This is a genomic window from Bartonella rattimassiliensis 15908 (assembly GCF_000278215.1).
Classification (GTDB): Bacteria; Pseudomonadota; Alphaproteobacteria; order Rhizobiales; family Rhizobiaceae; genus Bartonella; species Bartonella rattimassiliensis.
Window position 1 is genome coordinate 111,625 of sequence record NZ_JH725064.1, and the last position, 15,050, is coordinate 126,674.

Annotated in this window: 12 protein-coding genes; 5 read left to right on the top strand and 7 right to left on the bottom strand. The window is 38.0% G+C overall.

Annotation, left to right across the window (positions count from 1 at the left end):
- Positions 1–476 precede the first annotated feature (476 nt).
- The 3 genes from MCY_RS00435 (at position 477) to MCY_RS09755 (ending at position 2,672) form a co-directional block, all read left to right on the top strand.
- On the top strand, positions 477–1,289 hold the full coding sequence (locus MCY_RS00435) for a VIT1/CCC1 transporter family protein (RefSeq protein WP_007346394.1): 813 nt from the start codon (positions 477–479) through the stop codon (positions 1,287–1,289).
- A gap of 269 nt (positions 1,290–1,558) precedes the next feature.
- Positions 1,559–2,089 carry a dUTP diphosphatase gene (dut, locus tag MCY_RS00440; protein ID WP_007346395.1) on the top strand — a complete coding sequence of 177 codons (531 nt, stop codon included), beginning with the start codon at positions 1,559–1,561 and terminating at the stop codon, positions 2,087–2,089.
- Between the two features lie 400 nt (positions 2,090–2,489).
- Positions 2,490–2,672 carry a dCTP deaminase/dUTPase family protein gene (locus MCY_RS09755; protein ID WP_155887030.1) on the top strand — a complete coding sequence of 61 codons (183 nt, stop codon included), beginning with the start codon at positions 2,490–2,492 and terminating at the stop codon, positions 2,670–2,672.
- Between the two features lie 662 nt (positions 2,673–3,334).
- On the opposite strand, the gene MCY_RS00445 is transcribed toward MCY_RS09755, so the two are convergent.
- Both MCY_RS00445 and MCY_RS00450 read right to left on the bottom strand, forming a co-directional pair.
- Positions 3,335–3,919, bottom strand: coding sequence for a biopolymer transporter ExbD (locus MCY_RS00445; RefSeq protein ID WP_007346396.1), 585 nt, complete (start codon positions 3,917–3,919; stop codon positions 3,335–3,337).
- On the bottom strand, positions 3,916–4,767 hold the full coding sequence (locus MCY_RS00450) for a MotA/TolQ/ExbB proton channel family protein (RefSeq protein ID WP_007346397.1): 852 nt from the start codon (positions 4,765–4,767) through the stop codon (positions 3,916–3,918). Before MCY_RS00450 ends, MCY_RS00445 begins: the two co-directional genes overlap by 4 nt.
- Before the next feature lie 1,093 nt (positions 4,768–5,860).
- Between MCY_RS00450 and MCY_RS00455 the strand changes: the two genes are divergently transcribed.
- The gene (locus tag MCY_RS00455) at positions 5,861–6,187 is read left to right on the top strand and encodes an ElaB/YgaM/YqjD family protein (protein WP_007346398.1); all 327 of its coding nucleotides are present in this window, start codon (positions 5,861–5,863) and stop codon (positions 6,185–6,187) included.
- A gap of 3 nt (positions 6,188–6,190) precedes the next feature.
- On the top strand, positions 6,191–6,634 hold the full coding sequence (locus MCY_RS00460) for a hypothetical protein (RefSeq protein ID WP_007346399.1): 444 nt from the start codon (positions 6,191–6,193) through the stop codon (positions 6,632–6,634).
- 29 nt (positions 6,635–6,663) lie between these two features.
- Here the strand turns inward: MCY_RS00460 and MCY_RS09585 are convergent, their stop codons facing one another.
- The 5 genes from MCY_RS09585 to MCY_RS08820 form a co-directional block, all read right to left on the bottom strand.
- Positions 6,664–6,807 carry a hypothetical protein gene (locus MCY_RS09585; protein WP_155887029.1) on the bottom strand — a complete coding sequence of 48 codons (144 nt, stop codon included), beginning with the start codon at positions 6,805–6,807 and terminating at the stop codon, positions 6,664–6,666.
- A gap of 1,886 nt (positions 6,808–8,693) precedes the next feature.
- A complete protein-coding gene (gene glmM, locus MCY_RS00465) occupies positions 8,694–10,052 on the bottom strand; it encodes a phosphoglucosamine mutase (protein WP_007346401.1) in 1,359 nt (452 codons plus the stop codon).
- 483 nt (positions 10,053–10,535) lie between these two features.
- A complete protein-coding gene (gene ftsH / locus MCY_RS00470) occupies positions 10,536–12,701 on the bottom strand; it encodes an ATP-dependent zinc metalloprotease FtsH (protein ID WP_007346402.1) in 2,166 nt (721 codons plus the stop codon).
- Between the two features lie 112 nt (positions 12,702–12,813).
- Positions 12,814–14,301, bottom strand: coding sequence for a tRNA lysidine(34) synthetase TilS (gene tilS / locus MCY_RS00475; RefSeq protein ID WP_007346403.1), 1,488 nt, complete (start codon positions 14,299–14,301; stop codon positions 12,814–12,816).
- A gap of 18 nt (positions 14,302–14,319) precedes the next feature.
- Positions 14,320–15,050: tol-pal system YbgF family protein (locus tag MCY_RS08820; protein ID WP_007346404.1), on the bottom strand; the 731-nt coding region annotated here is incomplete at its 5' end.

The following is a 15,050-nucleotide window of genomic DNA, read 5'->3' on the forward strand; positions in this document are numbered from 1 at the left end:
ATTCTAAAACAAGCGTACCTATTATCATGTAATGATTTTTTTCTGCCACCGAACATAGCCCCCTTGCCGTTAATTGTATGGTATCAGGATTCACATGTGAAGAAACGATTAAAAAAGAAATAAAAATGCTTCTTCAAAAGAAGCATCTTAAATTCCAAAAGTTTTTACAGTCTTTTGAACAAACAAAATGAATGATAGTACCCACTTATTTTTTTCCATATATTCTCAACACAAGACATTTGAGCGCTTCATTGAAACGCCTTTAGCAAAATAAAGTGCATTGTTTCTCATTTCTTTCTACACATCATTCTTCTTATCTTTCATCTTCGCTTTTTCTTGATAAATTTTTTTCTTGACTTCCCAGCATTTTTTTCATCGCAACCTTTTTGCAATTTTTCAGTTTTTAACTTTTAAATTGACTTTCGGTTTATTTTTCTTATGTTTTAGAATTATTCTAAAGTGCAAAGGAACAGAAAATGTTAAAATCGTTTTTTTCATTTGTAAAACGTAAAGCTTTTTTCTTTCATTCAGCACAAAAAATGATGATTCGAGCGCTCAAAGCAAAGGAACAGCATGCAGCACTCTATTTAAAATATGCAAGAGCTTTAGAACCTTATTCTTCTAAGGAAGCTGCAATTTTTACCGCTATGGGCATCCAAGAGCTTAAAAATTACAAGCAACTTTTATGTCTCTCTTGCCATAAGCGTACACGCACGATCGATTCGTTTTGTGATCAAACTGCTCTTATGATAAAAAGCAAGAGGGGCCCCCTCTTCCCAAAAACAACAGCAGAAAATCACACGATAAAAAAACCTTCAAAAACCCAAAAACAAACACTTTTGACTTGGATTCAACCAGGTCTTGCAGGTTTAATGGATGGATCTGTTTCGACCCTTGCCCCCATTTTTGCGGCAGCTTTTGCCACGGGAGAAACACATCAAACTTTTTTGATAGGGCTCTCGGCTTCAATTGGTGCAGGACTTTCGATGGGTTTCACAGAAGCGGCCCATGATGATGGTAAATTATCGGGGCGTGGTTCACCACTAAAAAGAGGTCTTGCCAGCGGCATTATGACAACATTAGGTGGATTAGGCCATACCCTTCCCTATTTGATCAATTCTTTTTACGTGGCGACAGTTATTGCTTTTATCATTGTTTTTCTCGAACTAGGAGCCATCGTCTGGATCCAGAACAAATTCATGTCCACCCCTTTTTGGCGTGCCTCTTTACAAGTCATCATTGGTGGTGCTTTAGTTTTTGCCACGGGTATCCTTATCGGTAGTATCTAAGAAATCTTAAACATAACTTATATTTCGAATATGTTGCTCCTTTGAGTGGATCATCAAATCATCATTAGTGATGCCCATTATTGAAATGTTATTGATAGCACTTTGGAATAGCGCTATAGGATAACGTTTTGGAGTATTCTGGATCAGTAATAGCTAAAATAAGCTCTGGGGACAACCTCCATCAACAAACATTTATCGACTTGTTTCATGAGTATCTTTTGTTAAAGTGTTATTTATTTTTTAGATTTCATATTGGAAATACCTTAATCATGTCGCACACTGAGACCACCGTACCTTTAAACAACCATTCTTCTCAACCTTCATCCTCAGTAACGTTATCAGTTCAGCGTCTTGCACACGGACAAGGTTTAGAGCTTCCTCATTACGCAACAGCTGGTTCTGCTGGTCTTGATCTACGTGCAGCCATTGGAGAAGAGGAAACGCTCATCCTTGCACCTGGACAACGTGCCCTTATTCCAACAGGTCTCATTTTTCACTTATCACCAGGTTATGAAGCACAAATACGTCCACGCTCTGGTCTAGCTTTAAAACACGGCATTACATGCCTCAACACCCCCGGAACAATTGATAGTGATTACCGCGGTGAAATTAAAGTTCTTCTCATCAATTGTGGTCAAGAAGACTTTTCCATCCGACGGGGAATGCGCATTGCACAAACAATCATCTCACCTGTTATTCAAGTCAATGTTTGTGCCATTGAATCAGAACAAACAGAAAACCTTCAAAACCATATGGCAAGCCGTGGAACAGGAGGTTTTGGTTCAACAGGACACAATTAAAAAGCACTGAAAAAATCACTACTCTTAAAGCAACACGCGCTGATTATTACAACTTTTTTTGCTTAAGTCACCTGTAACTTTTAAAGCGCAATAGCAACATGTGTTTACTCTCAGAAATTTTTCATTCAATGCGCCTTTAAACAAAAAATCCTATTTCCTCCCATTCCTCACAAACCTCGTGACTTTATCAATTCAACGTCCTAGGACAAAGAAACTGCCTCTTGAGGCGACAGCTGACTTTACGAAACAGAAGCGCAAATAGCTTTACTGGACAACAGCCAGTTAGCTTTCCTGATCTTGATCTACGCGAAGCCATTGGAAAAGAAGAAATACTCATCTTTGCATTTCAGGCAGTGTTTTTATTCCAACCGCTCTTATGTTTCATTGATCACTTAGACTTTTGAAACACCAATACGTCCACGCTCTGGCTTACCCTTCAAGCACAGTACTCCATGCCCCCGAAACGATTGAGTGTGATTACCGCAGTAAAGTTAAAGATCCTCTCATCAATTGTGGTCAAGAAGACTTTTCCACCCCACGAGGAATGCGCATTGCGCAAACAGTCATCCGTTATTCAAGTTAATGTTTGCACTCATCACTTAGCCACCCTATACAATAGCTTTCAAATACACCATTATTCTTTGCCTTATATAAAACTTTGTTATCACCGGATACTTCCCCATTACCCGCTAACAACAATATTGGCTAATCATGGAGAACTCACATATCGTTATAATGTACACAATCTCTACATTATATTGATTTATAATAATAATTCATTATCTTCTCACTTTAATGAGAAACCCCAATATTATAAGTTTCTCTTATTTTGAATCTATTTATATTAAAATAATCAAAACCATGGCCTTTGCAAACGTTTCCATATCTCTTGCAAATTACAAGCACAGCTAAGCGTCTAGGTAAAAAGGAAAGAAAAGACAAAAACGCTCCTTATGGATACGTATAGGAATGCTTTCAAAACATTTGGGCTAATAAAGACAGAAAGAGTATGATGGTGCCAACTTTCCTCATCTACAAACAATCATCCCACCTGCTGTTTTATGATCCACCACACCTTTTGAGGAAAGGTTGGTAGAATTTTTCAATCCGACAAGACCAATTTTACTCTATCCAGCCATGCGTATATTTAATTGAATAAAACTACGATAGTCGCCTAATCAATTTCGCTATATAACTTGGATAAATAGACTTAGTTTCCTTCCACAAAGCTGTACAATCCTGTTATCACTGGTCGGAAACAGTTTCCATCGTAGAAATGTTCGGACTTACCGCAGTGCTCGTTGTCATGCTCGCCTCACGATTCACAATATTCTCCGCTCCATTTACAGCATCCTCTGTCTCACCTGCTGTTTTATGATCTACCATACCTTTTGAGGCCAGATTGGTAGAATTTTGCAACCCTACAAGCCCAATTTTACTATATCCAGCCATGCGTATTTGATTTAATAAATCTACGATAGCACCATAATCAATTTCGCTATCTGCTTTGATTAAAATTTTTGTCTCTAAATTTTTCTTAGTTTCTCTCAACAAAGCTTCTCTCAAGGCGCCTTGCTCTACCAGATGATCACCGATGTAAAGAGAACGATCTTTTTGTAAAGTCACATAAAGAGGCTCATCAGCCTGAACCACTGAAGATGCTTGCGTTATAGAAGGTAGTTGAACGGGAATGACAGATGTTGCCAAAGGTGCAGCAACCATAAAAACGATAAGCAACACCAATACAACATCAATAAAAGGGGTCACATTTATTTCGCTTTGCAGCCCACTTTCATCTGTATCGCACTCATAATTAAAGCTTGCTTTCATTTTTTATGACTTTTCTGTTGTTTTTTTCTATCAAGTTCCCGGCTCAAGAGTCTTTCAAGAGCAGCAGCGATATCACCTAAATCACTGCGATAACCATTCAAAGCACGCATAAGGCTATTATACATAACCACAGCAGGAATAGCCACGAAAAGCCCAATAGCCGTTGCGAATAAGGCTTCGGCAATTCCAGGAGCCACCACATCGAGTCGCGTTGTTTGAGATTGAGCAATTCCAATAAAAGAATTCATAATTCCCCAAACGGTTGCAAAAAGGCCAACAAAGGGAGCAATAGCACCAACGGTTGCAAGAACAGCGCTTCCACATGCAACACGGCGTGTAGCAGCCAGCAAGCAGCGCGACAAAAGCGAATGAACCCTTTCTTTTAAACCTTCATGAACATCACGAGCATAAACATCTCCATATTGATGGCTCTTTTCATAAAAGAGAATATCTTCAAGTGTTTGTGCACTTGTTCTTGGACTAGTTCTCTCACTTATCTCTTCAGGAGGAGCAAAATGAACCTGTTGTGTAGAAAGATACACTTCTTTAAGGACCTCCTTGAGAAAAAGCACACCGGCTCCTTTGCTTTCCTTCAAGCTAGCTGCCAAACGTGGAAGGGTCTGCGCATTAAGCACCAATTGGAGTTCATAACGTACTCTTCGTTTTGCCAAAGTGATTTCAATAATTTTCACAAAAGCAATTGTCCAAGACATAAGAGAAGCAAGCAACAAAAGAACGATAACAGCTTTCACCACCCAATCAGCAGCCATAAACATAGAAAAAGGAGAAAAATCATGCGCTGACACGACAGCAGATATATTCTCTAAAGATACTGTTTCAGATTCCATTTCTGTCTCACACTCTTGTGGTCTTATCTTTTTTACAGCTGGATAGTCACCTGCATAGCATCACTATTCCACAATGCCACGTGCCTTTTAACATCACTTTTGCATTTTTTTAAGAAAGAAAGCTTGATAAATCAAGTATAGTTTTATTCTTCAAGCACTCCCTTATTCTAAAGAAATCATTCGAGAAATTTTTTCTCTAACGATTCAACAAGTTTATCTTACTCAATTAATTTATTACATAAATTTGGCAAAATAATAAACCCGCAAGCAATATCCCATATAATATTCTGCTTTATAAGAATAACGTATTCTATTTCTACTTACCATACATGACTTATAAAAATGCTTCATCATCATTCCTGTTGCATTCCCAATATCGACAGCTTATTTCATTTCAGCAGCTCTTTTAAATCCAACAAAATATTTTTTGATGAACGACAAAAACATCATAATATAAGCAGCAAAGGTGTCATGAAACACTTAAAATAAAGTGATCTTCATATCTCTTCAACCAGAGCCCCAAAGTATTCATATCCCACATTAAAAATATGCTATAAATTTTTTAAAAAGGACTATCACGATATTTTAAACTGCTCAAAAATATCATGAAGGTTTTCGTTTAGACCTCAAATACATATTTATCAACAAGATCAATGCCATATAGAGAAAAGAGCAGAAATATTATTTTCTCTTCTCAGCTGCAAAAACATAAAAATAACATTACTTCTGCTGTGAAAGTCGCAACACCTCTGTTTTTTTTTACGTATCACAAGTCTAAAAAAATAAATTCTAATATACCTCTTAGAAAAGTTTTTTATAAAAAAACTTCACCACTATAAGCTGAAGAATTATGCTGAATTTCTTTAAAGGTATAAGAAAATTTTTAACAGATAGAATCCTTGAAGGATGAGTGCCTATTTTAATAAGCGCGATTTATTTTACAAAAACAATTTTAAACTGAACAGAATGAATGGAACCAAAAAAAACTTTTGGCGTTACCCAAGCAGTGAAAATTTTCACTCCAATGCAAATGATCACTATGAACACCCAATATCCATATAATACAAATGGATCAAGAGAGGAAAAGAACATCATGGCCAATAATAAAACAACGCAGCACAATAAAACAGCCTCAGAAAAAGACTTACAAGGACAATTAGAAACGTTACGCAATGAAATTTCAGAGATTACCTCAACACTAACAAATCTTGGTAGCAACAAACTCAATACTGCCAAAAACAAAGCAGAAAAATTGTATCACTCAGCAAAAGAAAGTGGTGAAGACATTATGTATCAAGCAAAAGACACAATCAGTGAGCTTGAACAAACCATGCATCAATGCGTTCGTAAAAATCCTGGTAAAAGCGTTTTGATTGCAGCAGGCGCTGGTTTTATTCTTTCTCAATTACTGCGTCGTTAAGCAATGCATAAGTTTATCGCTCCTCTTTTAAACCATCTTGTCGGTGGAGGGCTTAAAAGCACTGTCAAGCAAGTACGCCTTCAAGCAATTTGCTGTGGTATTATTGGCATTTCATTCTTTATGTCTTTGCTTTTTTTATGTACCATTGGTTTTATTGCATTATGCTCTGTTATGAAACCGCTTTTTGCCGCAAGTATCATGTTTTTAATTTGGCTTTTTCTTGCAGGGTTAGGTTTGATTATTAGCCGTTTACTTAAGGCTTATCAGCGCTATGACCAACAAAAAAAGACAGAAGAACAGCGTCACAAATTGCTGACGGACGCAACGATTTCCAGCCTTGCAGTCCTAAGTCACCATCTTCCTTTTGCGAAATTGAGTGTCCCACTTCTCGGACTTATAACATATTTGTTATGGAAAAAAGATAAAAAAGACCGCTTTTCAAATTAAAATATATAACACTGTCATCCTAATTTCCCCTACGGTGTTTTCTTTCCCTTGAGGGAGAAAACACCCTTTTGTTTTCCCAGTTTTTTTCCCCAGCACTTTGGAACAATCTTAATTTGTTTTTCGTTATCATAAAACAAAGAAGCACTTGCCACACGCCCTATCATCTTAATCACTTTTCCATTTTTCCTTGTTCTTGCAAAGGCAATCCTTTATCAAGCTCCCCTTGCCAAACAACACGAAATAAGCAACATAATAATCTATTACCGACTCTCAATAAGAGATCCCCCATAACTAACCATATTTACTGCCTTCTTGCCTGGCCGCTTTAATAACCACCTCCTTCAAAATACGGGTCAGCTTGTTAAGAATACCTTTTACATACTTTTGGTAAAATTCGTTTTTTATTGGTTGTAGCGCCTTCTTTGTATTTTATGATGTCATAAAATCTTCCCTCCAGAGAATAAAAAAACCGCAAATGCTAGAGAGATTTTAAATTATACTTCAGCCTCTTTAGATCCCATCCACACAAGCACAAAACAATGTTATTAGAGGCGACTTACAACACATTATCAATAAAAATAACACATATTGATATACCCGCCGCGAGTTAATTGTAGAGCTTTAAGTTATCAAAATCAAGGTTCAAGTAATAAAATGTTTATCCACAACGCTCGTCGTAATATTTATAGCTTTTTTTCAATATCAGTATATCAAGATATACAAGCGTAGAGAGTTTAGAACAATACGATAAACTTGACGAAGAATATGGGCATAAAAATTATAAAAACTTAAAATATCCCCAGAAATTAGCAAAAGCAAAAGAATCGGTAGAAAATTCAAAAAGGTGCATAGCAAGCACTGTAACACACCCTATGACAAGAGTCGATTTTGGAGGCGTTTAATAATCATTTAATAATATTGCCAAGCAATTCCCCAGAATTTAATATTTTAAAATATTATCACATAGTGCTTATTTTTTTGTGAACGTTTTGCTAATTTATGGCAAAGCGCTCAAACTATGCCGAAACTTATATTTAATGGCTTCAAAATTGAACTTAGAGATTTTAAAAATTCTGTCGGAAACGTGATACTATATAGTTCTTTATAAAGAGAATTTTCTTCATAGCAAAATTTGAAACAAACTTTAATAATCCAATGTTAGCGTATGTAGAAAAATTTTTGGATTTTCCTAATGATATTAGCAGAAAAGAACAAACCATTCATACAAAGCAAATTATAAAACTGCTCAGGTCACTCATTTTAGCAATACAGGTAAAATGTGCAACCTTGCTATAGGTATATATCGTACAATGATGCCCAAAGAAAACGTAAGACCACCAGTGAGATAGAGCATTTAAAAAAATGGAAGCGATATTTAACAAGTTTTTAAACGAACGATTAAAATGCCTCTAAAGTGTCTTAAGAACCCTTTCTCATAAATTCACAAGCTAAGATAAACATGACCGTCTATAAAAGATTATATTTGTCTATAAGAGCATCATGCCTCTTTTATTGCTTTTTTCACGGATTTATAATAGCATATTGCCTTTTTAGCTTACTATTTAAAGCTACTTTGGTCTGAATTTGTCGATACATTATCATAAAGAACGCTAAGGCAATCCCAATACCTTAACATTCTCTCAAAGCACAAACGCCCACAGGCCTATCATGATAGGTAATAACTTGACATCACCTCCTACACGGGCACAGGCATCCCAAATTTTTCGTTTCCCCTACACCCAGCCACCATGTAGAGAGAGAGGCCTTTTCCTTTGTTCCAGAAAAACAAACCATCCACCCCTATTTTTTTACCAAAACACCCTGCTAAGAAAATCCCCTTTTGTCCCTCTCCTCAACCAGCAACTTTTCCAAATTCCCCTCAAGAGCATCCCCTCTCAAAAATAGCTTTTCTCAAAATATCTTGAAAACCTTCCCGCGCCTCACCTTTCACCATTACACGGCTCACCAACACGCTTGCAAAAACAGCTCATACCACCTATTAAAAATCTTGTGTCAATGCTAGATAGCTTTCCGCAAAAGACTCAAGATTCCTTAAAGCTCAAGCACTCACTCGTGTATCATGATGGGTAACAACATCCATCAACTCTGTTACGACCGTCTCCAACACTTCACGTGTATCACCTTCAGCCATAAAGCGGATAACCGGCTCAGTTCCAGAGGCACGTATCACCAATCGTGCTTCTTTTCCCAACTGTTGCTTTGCTTGATCAATTGCTATTTTGACTGGATTTTTTTTCAATACATTTTTATTTTTAACCCTTACATTTTTTAAAATTTGCGGGACAGGTTCAAACCGTTTACACAATTGGCTCATAGAGGTTTGGTTTTCCTTCATACATGCTAAAATCTGCAACGCAGCCACCAGCCCATCACCCGTTGTACCAAAATCACTGAGCACAATATGCCCAGAAGCCTCACCACCAACATTATATCCCTTTTGACGCATAGCATCGACAACATAACGATCTCCAACATTTGTTCTTACAAGATGTAACCCTTTACCGTTCAAGAAACGCTCCAATCCAAGATTTGACATAATCGTTGTTACAACACCATTGCACCGTAACCGTCCCATTTTATGCCAATTTTCAGCAATCACCGCAATTAACTGATCTCCATCAATTGTTTGTGCTTTTTCATCAACAATAAGGACACGATCTCCATCTCCATCGAGAGCAATTCCTACATCAGCACGCACTTCGTGCACTTTTCGTTTTAAAGAGCTTAAATCGGTTGATCCACATTTTTGATTAATATTTATACCATTGGGCTCATCATGAATGGCAAAAACCTCAGCCCCCAATTCCCATAAAGCACGTGGAGCAGCTTTATAAGCGGCTCCATTGGCACAATCCACAACAATACGCAAAGAATCTAAACGCACATCACGCGGCAAAGTTCTTTTGGCATATTCAATATAACGATAAATATCCCCCTCAACCCGTTTTGCGTAACCAATTTCGGCAGAACTTGCTAAAGATTTTGAAAGGTCTGTATCGATTAATTGTTCAATTTTTTCTTCCATATCATCTGAAAGTTTAAAACCATCCGGACCAAAAAGTTTAATTCCATTATCATAGAAAGGATTATGAGAAGCAGAAATCATCACCCCAAGATCCGCGCGTAAAGAGCGGCAAAGCATTGCAACAGCAGGTGTTGGCACAGGTCCCAATAAAAAAACTTCCATCCCGGCAGCAGTTAATCCTGAAACCAAAGCGTTTTCCAACATATAACCAGACAATCGTGTATCCTTACCAATCACCACACGATGTGATTGATGTTGTGATCGGAATAAAACCCCTACAGCCATCCCCACCTTCATGGCAAAGTCAGGTGTCATGGGAAATGAATTGGCTTTTCCCCGAATTCCATCTGTACCAAAATATTTTTGCACCATACCTCTTTCCTTTAATATATCCCTCTTTCCTTGGCTTTTTTTTAAAAATCTCACAGCCCTCTTGATACGATAATTTGCTCTCTGCATATATAATGGGATTATTGATAAAACCTTCATCTTTTTAAATAATTAAAGCCCCTCACTCTATTCACCATCTAGAACACACCTCTCATTCTTCTCAAGAAATTATGCTTCTACATCTCACACATAAAGCAATAATCTCCCAGACATGCTTCCCACAACGAATTCCCTCACACAACAACCAAAGGATAAACTCACCCCTCAGGACATTATCAAGACAACCACACGTTGTACTCTGTTAAATCCTTCATAATATAAACGTCTTTGCTTAATTTTTTGCTTTTTTTCATATTTTTTCCAATATTACATTAAAGGCGCAAGCTTTGCTTGCGCCTTTTTCAAAGAATTCTTTCTGAGAACTATCTCCCAAACATAGTCACTCAAGCGTTATTATAAAGACTTTTATTTTTCTTTATCATGTTCCACAATATCTGATTTTTTTTCAGCACTGCTTTTACTTTTAGAACTGTTTACTGACTTTGTTTTATTTTTTGTGCTTTGCGCTTTTTTCTCATCCTCATCAGCTTTCGCTTTTTTAGACTGTCCTCCCTTAGGCTCACCATCACTGGATTTTTCTGTTTTTTCCTCAACATCTCCCTGTGCAGTGCTTTTCTCACGTTTATTGATCTCTGTTTTAGGCTCTATTTCAGATTCTGTTTCAGCGTTTTTTTCATCTTTACCTTCTATTTCTGCCTTTACTATTCCAGTTTTTGGAACAGAGGATCCCCGTAGCGCAGCACTATCATCTCTCTGTGTGCGTGAAGGAGGTTTTCCTGCAATGACTTCGTCAATTTCAGCTCCCGTTAAAGTCTCATATTCTAACAAGCCTTGTGCTAAAGCAAACCATTCTTGTTTTTTTGTTTTCAAAATGTTTGTCGCACTTTTATAGGCATCATCAATAAGCTTACGCACTTCCATATCAATCATACGGGCAGTTTCTTCAGAGATATTTTGTGTTCTTGCTACAGAATGCCCTAAAAAGACTTCATCTTGGTTATCGCCATAAGCCACATTTCCCAGTAGATCGGAAAATCCCCATCGTGTGATCATTGCACGAGCTAATTTGGTTGCTTGTTCAATATCTGAAGAAGCCCCAGATGTGATATTTTCTTTTCCAAACTTCAATTCTTCAGCCACCCGTCCCCCCATCATAATTGCCAAACGAGAAATCATCCAGCGATAACTCATAGAATAGCGATCTCCTTCAGGCAATTGCATCACCATTCCCAATGCCCTTCCCCTTGGCACGATAGTTGCTTTGTGGACAGGATCAGCAACAGGGACATTGAGCGCTACAATAGCATGTCCTGCCTCATGATAGGCGGTGAGCTCTTTTTCTTCTTGTGTCATAGCGGTTGAGCGACGTTCAGCCCCCATCATCACCTTATCTTTTGCATCTTCGAATTCTTGCATTGTCACGACTCTCTTATTACGGCTGGCAGCCATAAGAGCCGCTTCATTGACCAGATTCATCAGATCTGCCCCAGAAAACCCTGGAGTTCCCCTTGCCAAAATTTTCAGATCAACGTTAGGCGCTAAAGGCACATTACGCACATGCACTTTCAAGATTTGTTCACGCCCAGAAACATCAGGATTTGGCACCACAACTTGCCGATCAAAACGTCCTGGTCTCAATAAAGCGGGATCAAGAACATCGGGACGGTTTGTTGCAGCAATAAGAATAATACTTTCATTTGGTTCAAACCCATCCATTTCGACAAGCAACTGATTTAAGGTCTGCTCGCGTTCATCGTTTCCACCACCTAATCCAGCACCGCGATGGCGACCAACAGCATCGATTTCATCGATAAAGATAATACAAGGCGCATTTTTTTTAGCCTGTTCGAACATATCACGAACCCGACTTGCGCCAACACCTACGAACATTTCAACAAAATCAGATCCTGAAATAGTGAAGAATGGTACATTAGCTTCACCTGCCACAGAGCGTGCTAGTAAAGTTTTACCAGTTCCTGGAGGACCAACGAGCAAAACACCGCGTGGAATACGCCCTCCTAAACGTTGAAATTTTTGTGGCTCACGCAAAAATTCAACAATTTCTTGCAGGTCTTGCTTTGCTTCTTCCACCCCGGCAACATCTTTAAAGGTAACACGTCCTTGTGCTTCATTAAGCAATCTTGCTTTTGATTTTCCAAATCCCATGGCCCCACGTGATCCATTTTGCATTTGCCGCATAAAAAAGACCCACGCTCCCACAATAATAATAACAGGCAACAAGGAAAAGAGAAGATTAAGGAAGATACTATTTCCAGAATTTTCAGGAATAGCTTTAACATTGACGTTTTTGCTTTCCAATTTTTGTATCAAATCTGGATCTCGTGGAGCATAGGTTGAAATAGCTCTATGTTCAATGGTCTGTCCTGTTAACTTTTGACCTTGAATAGTCACCGCCTTCACTTCATTATTCTCAACTTTTTGCAAAAATTCAGAATAGGAGACCTCTCCGCCCCCAGAATGTTGACTATCTCCATTAAAGAGAGAAAATGACACAATCAAAATCAAAGCGATAACTCCCCAAATAAGGAGAGAGCGGTAATTAGAATTCATATTCAGCCCACTTAATCAAATATAGATTACACAGTTTCCTTTAACATATAACCTTGTTAGCCCCTTGCCAAGGGATGAGAAGCTGTTTATTCTCTTTTAGAGTAATTTTTCTTTATATTTTTACTTCAATGTTAAAAAAAGGTTCTACAACATTCACCAGCGCCGCATCTTCCTGTGAGAACATCCAATTGAAAGGTGCCATAATCCTCTTTATGGTAATATTTTTATGAACAACTGCTTGAGAAATCAACTCTGGAATATCACATCCTTTGTTATTTGAGATCATAAGCAGTGATTGTAAAGAGGGAAAATGAAGTTTTTTAAGATCAAAATGGTTATTTTTTAATAAAGATTTCAGCTGTTTTAAATTTGCAGCTCCAACTTTTATAGCTTCAGATCCATGATTTGTAATCTGATAGCGTCCATCCCATATAAAAGTTTTTTCAGGTTCAACGATAGCCTCTCTCATATTTCGTCCTTCACGCCACAAAGCAATTCCCCCTTTATTATATTCAATAACAGAGCCCGCATAAGTAAAGCGTCTTTTTTCTGGAGAATGGAGACAGAGTTTTTGAACAAGCATGCTTAATTTCTGATTAGGGAGCAAATAAAGTCCTCCTCCCATCAGCACCGCAAAGAGCCCTACAACGAAAGGAAAATTGGCATGTTTCTGTAAGAATGGCGCAGGCTTTACGATAAAACAATGTCCATGTTGCACAGTAATATTCAGAGCTAAAATCAAATTGGCACTATTTTGCGCTTGTTGACGACGTTGCAATGCAGCTTCATTTATTTTTTTAGCAATATCAGCCAGCTTTTCGGGATGAAGAGAATGACGCACACGCACGCGTTCAAAATTATAATTTTCATTGGTTGGATCCTCAATCCATGTTTTTCCTTTCAAGCGTAAATAGGTCCGTAATGTTTGACGTTTTACACCAAGGAGTGGCCGAATCAAGCGCACTTTTCCATGCAACACTGCCTCACGTGGAATACAGGATAAACCACGTTCATAGAAAGCTCCATAGCTTTTTTCGTCAATATTTTTTTTCGTTCCTTCGACAAGCCCCTTATCACGGGTGCCTTCAATTTCCCTGTGCAAAACGCCAACAAAACTGCCTACAAGATCCTTATTACGCATACCATCAGCAGCACAGTGCAAAGCACCTCTATTTTTTTGGCAACGTTGATACCGCATTTGATAGGTTTCAACCTGATCATTGAGCGTATGCCCTGTCATAATAAGTGATGTACCTTGTTTTTGTGCCTCTTTAACCAAGAGATCATAGCGTGCGACACGAGCACTAGAAGCAATATGCGTCTTTGGTTTTTCGCCTTCCCACCGCACAGTGATATGTTTAATTTGATGAGTACGACAAATTTCCGCAACAGTTTCTGCTTCACATGCCGATTCTCTACGCAATTGATGATCAACAGTTACCGCAATCATTTCCGGAGGAGCAAGGAGATTTTCCAAATACTCTTTGACCAAAAACATCAAAGCTAAAGAATCGCTCCCCCCTGAGACGGCAAGAATCACCTTTTGACACTGAATAAAATCCGATGTTTTAAAGAGATTTCTTGCCAGTCCAACGCACACCAAAAACGACCTCGCTGCTTATTTTGCAGATTTACAAAATACAGACTCTAACACTTGATGATGTCCTGATTTTTTTGCAAAAAGAGCACACTCCTCTTTATTCACCTCAAGAGCAACCATACTTCTTGCTAATTTTAGCAAAATTTCAGAAGTATAGAGTTTCTTTTTATCTGCATACCATGCAGTAAGATAAACTTGTGCCGCTTCATGATAGCGCTTTTGTCCCAATAAAGATTCTGCCAACCAAAACAAAGCATCATCACTCAAAGAATCTTTTTTGTAACGACTTTGAAAAGTACAGAAGTTTTTTTCAGCTTCAACATAGTTGGCAGAACGAATAAAATCATAACCCTCTTTATACAAAACTTTAGAAGAAGAAAGCGTATCATCTGCACTCTGATTAGCCTCACTATGCTTTTGCTCTATGTCTCTTTTCACATTCTGAGACTTTTCATCCAAAGCGGACTTTTCAAGGGAACAAGTATAAACAACAGAATCTTTTTTATCAAAAAGCCGGTGAAACTGCTTATTAACATTTTTCAAATTGTTATGCTCAAGCACCCCTTGTATCTTATGCAAAAGCTTATCTAAATCATAACCTTGAAATAAAGCCTGTTGATTCTCTAAAATAATTCCTTTGTACTCCGCAACATCCGAAGTTTCTTCCACCGCATCAGAAGCTGCTTTATCGGCAGCATCAGAGGCTTGCTTCACCGCATCAGAAGCTGCTTTATCGGCAGCATCAGAGG

Bases quoted from the DNA above. Each gene is read 5' to 3' on its own strand.
- MCY_RS00435 (WP_007346394.1), top strand. From the start codon at position 477: ATGTTAAAATCGTTTTTTTCATTTGTAAAACGTAAAGCTTTTTTCTTT.
- dut (WP_007346395.1), top strand. From the start codon at position 1,559: ATGTCGCACACTGAGACCACCGTACCTTTAAACAACCATTCTTCTCAA.
- MCY_RS00445 (WP_007346396.1), bottom strand. From the start codon at position 3,919: ATGAAAGCAAGCTTTAATTATGAGTGCGATACAGATGAAAGTGGGCTG.
- MCY_RS00450 (WP_007346397.1), bottom strand. From the start codon at position 4,767: ATGGAATCTGAAACAGTATCTTTAGAGAATATATCTGCTGTCGTGTCA.
- MCY_RS00455 (WP_007346398.1), top strand. From the start codon at position 5,861: ATGGCCAATAATAAAACAACGCAGCACAATAAAACAGCCTCAGAAAAA.
- MCY_RS00460 (WP_007346399.1), top strand. From the start codon at position 6,191: ATGCATAAGTTTATCGCTCCTCTTTTAAACCATCTTGTCGGTGGAGGG.
- glmM (WP_007346401.1), bottom strand. From the start codon at position 10,052: ATGGTGCAAAAATATTTTGGTACAGATGGAATTCGGGGAAAAGCCAAT.
- ftsH (WP_007346402.1), bottom strand. From the start codon at position 12,701: ATGAATTCTAATTACCGCTCTCTCCTTATTTGGGGAGTTATCGCTTTG.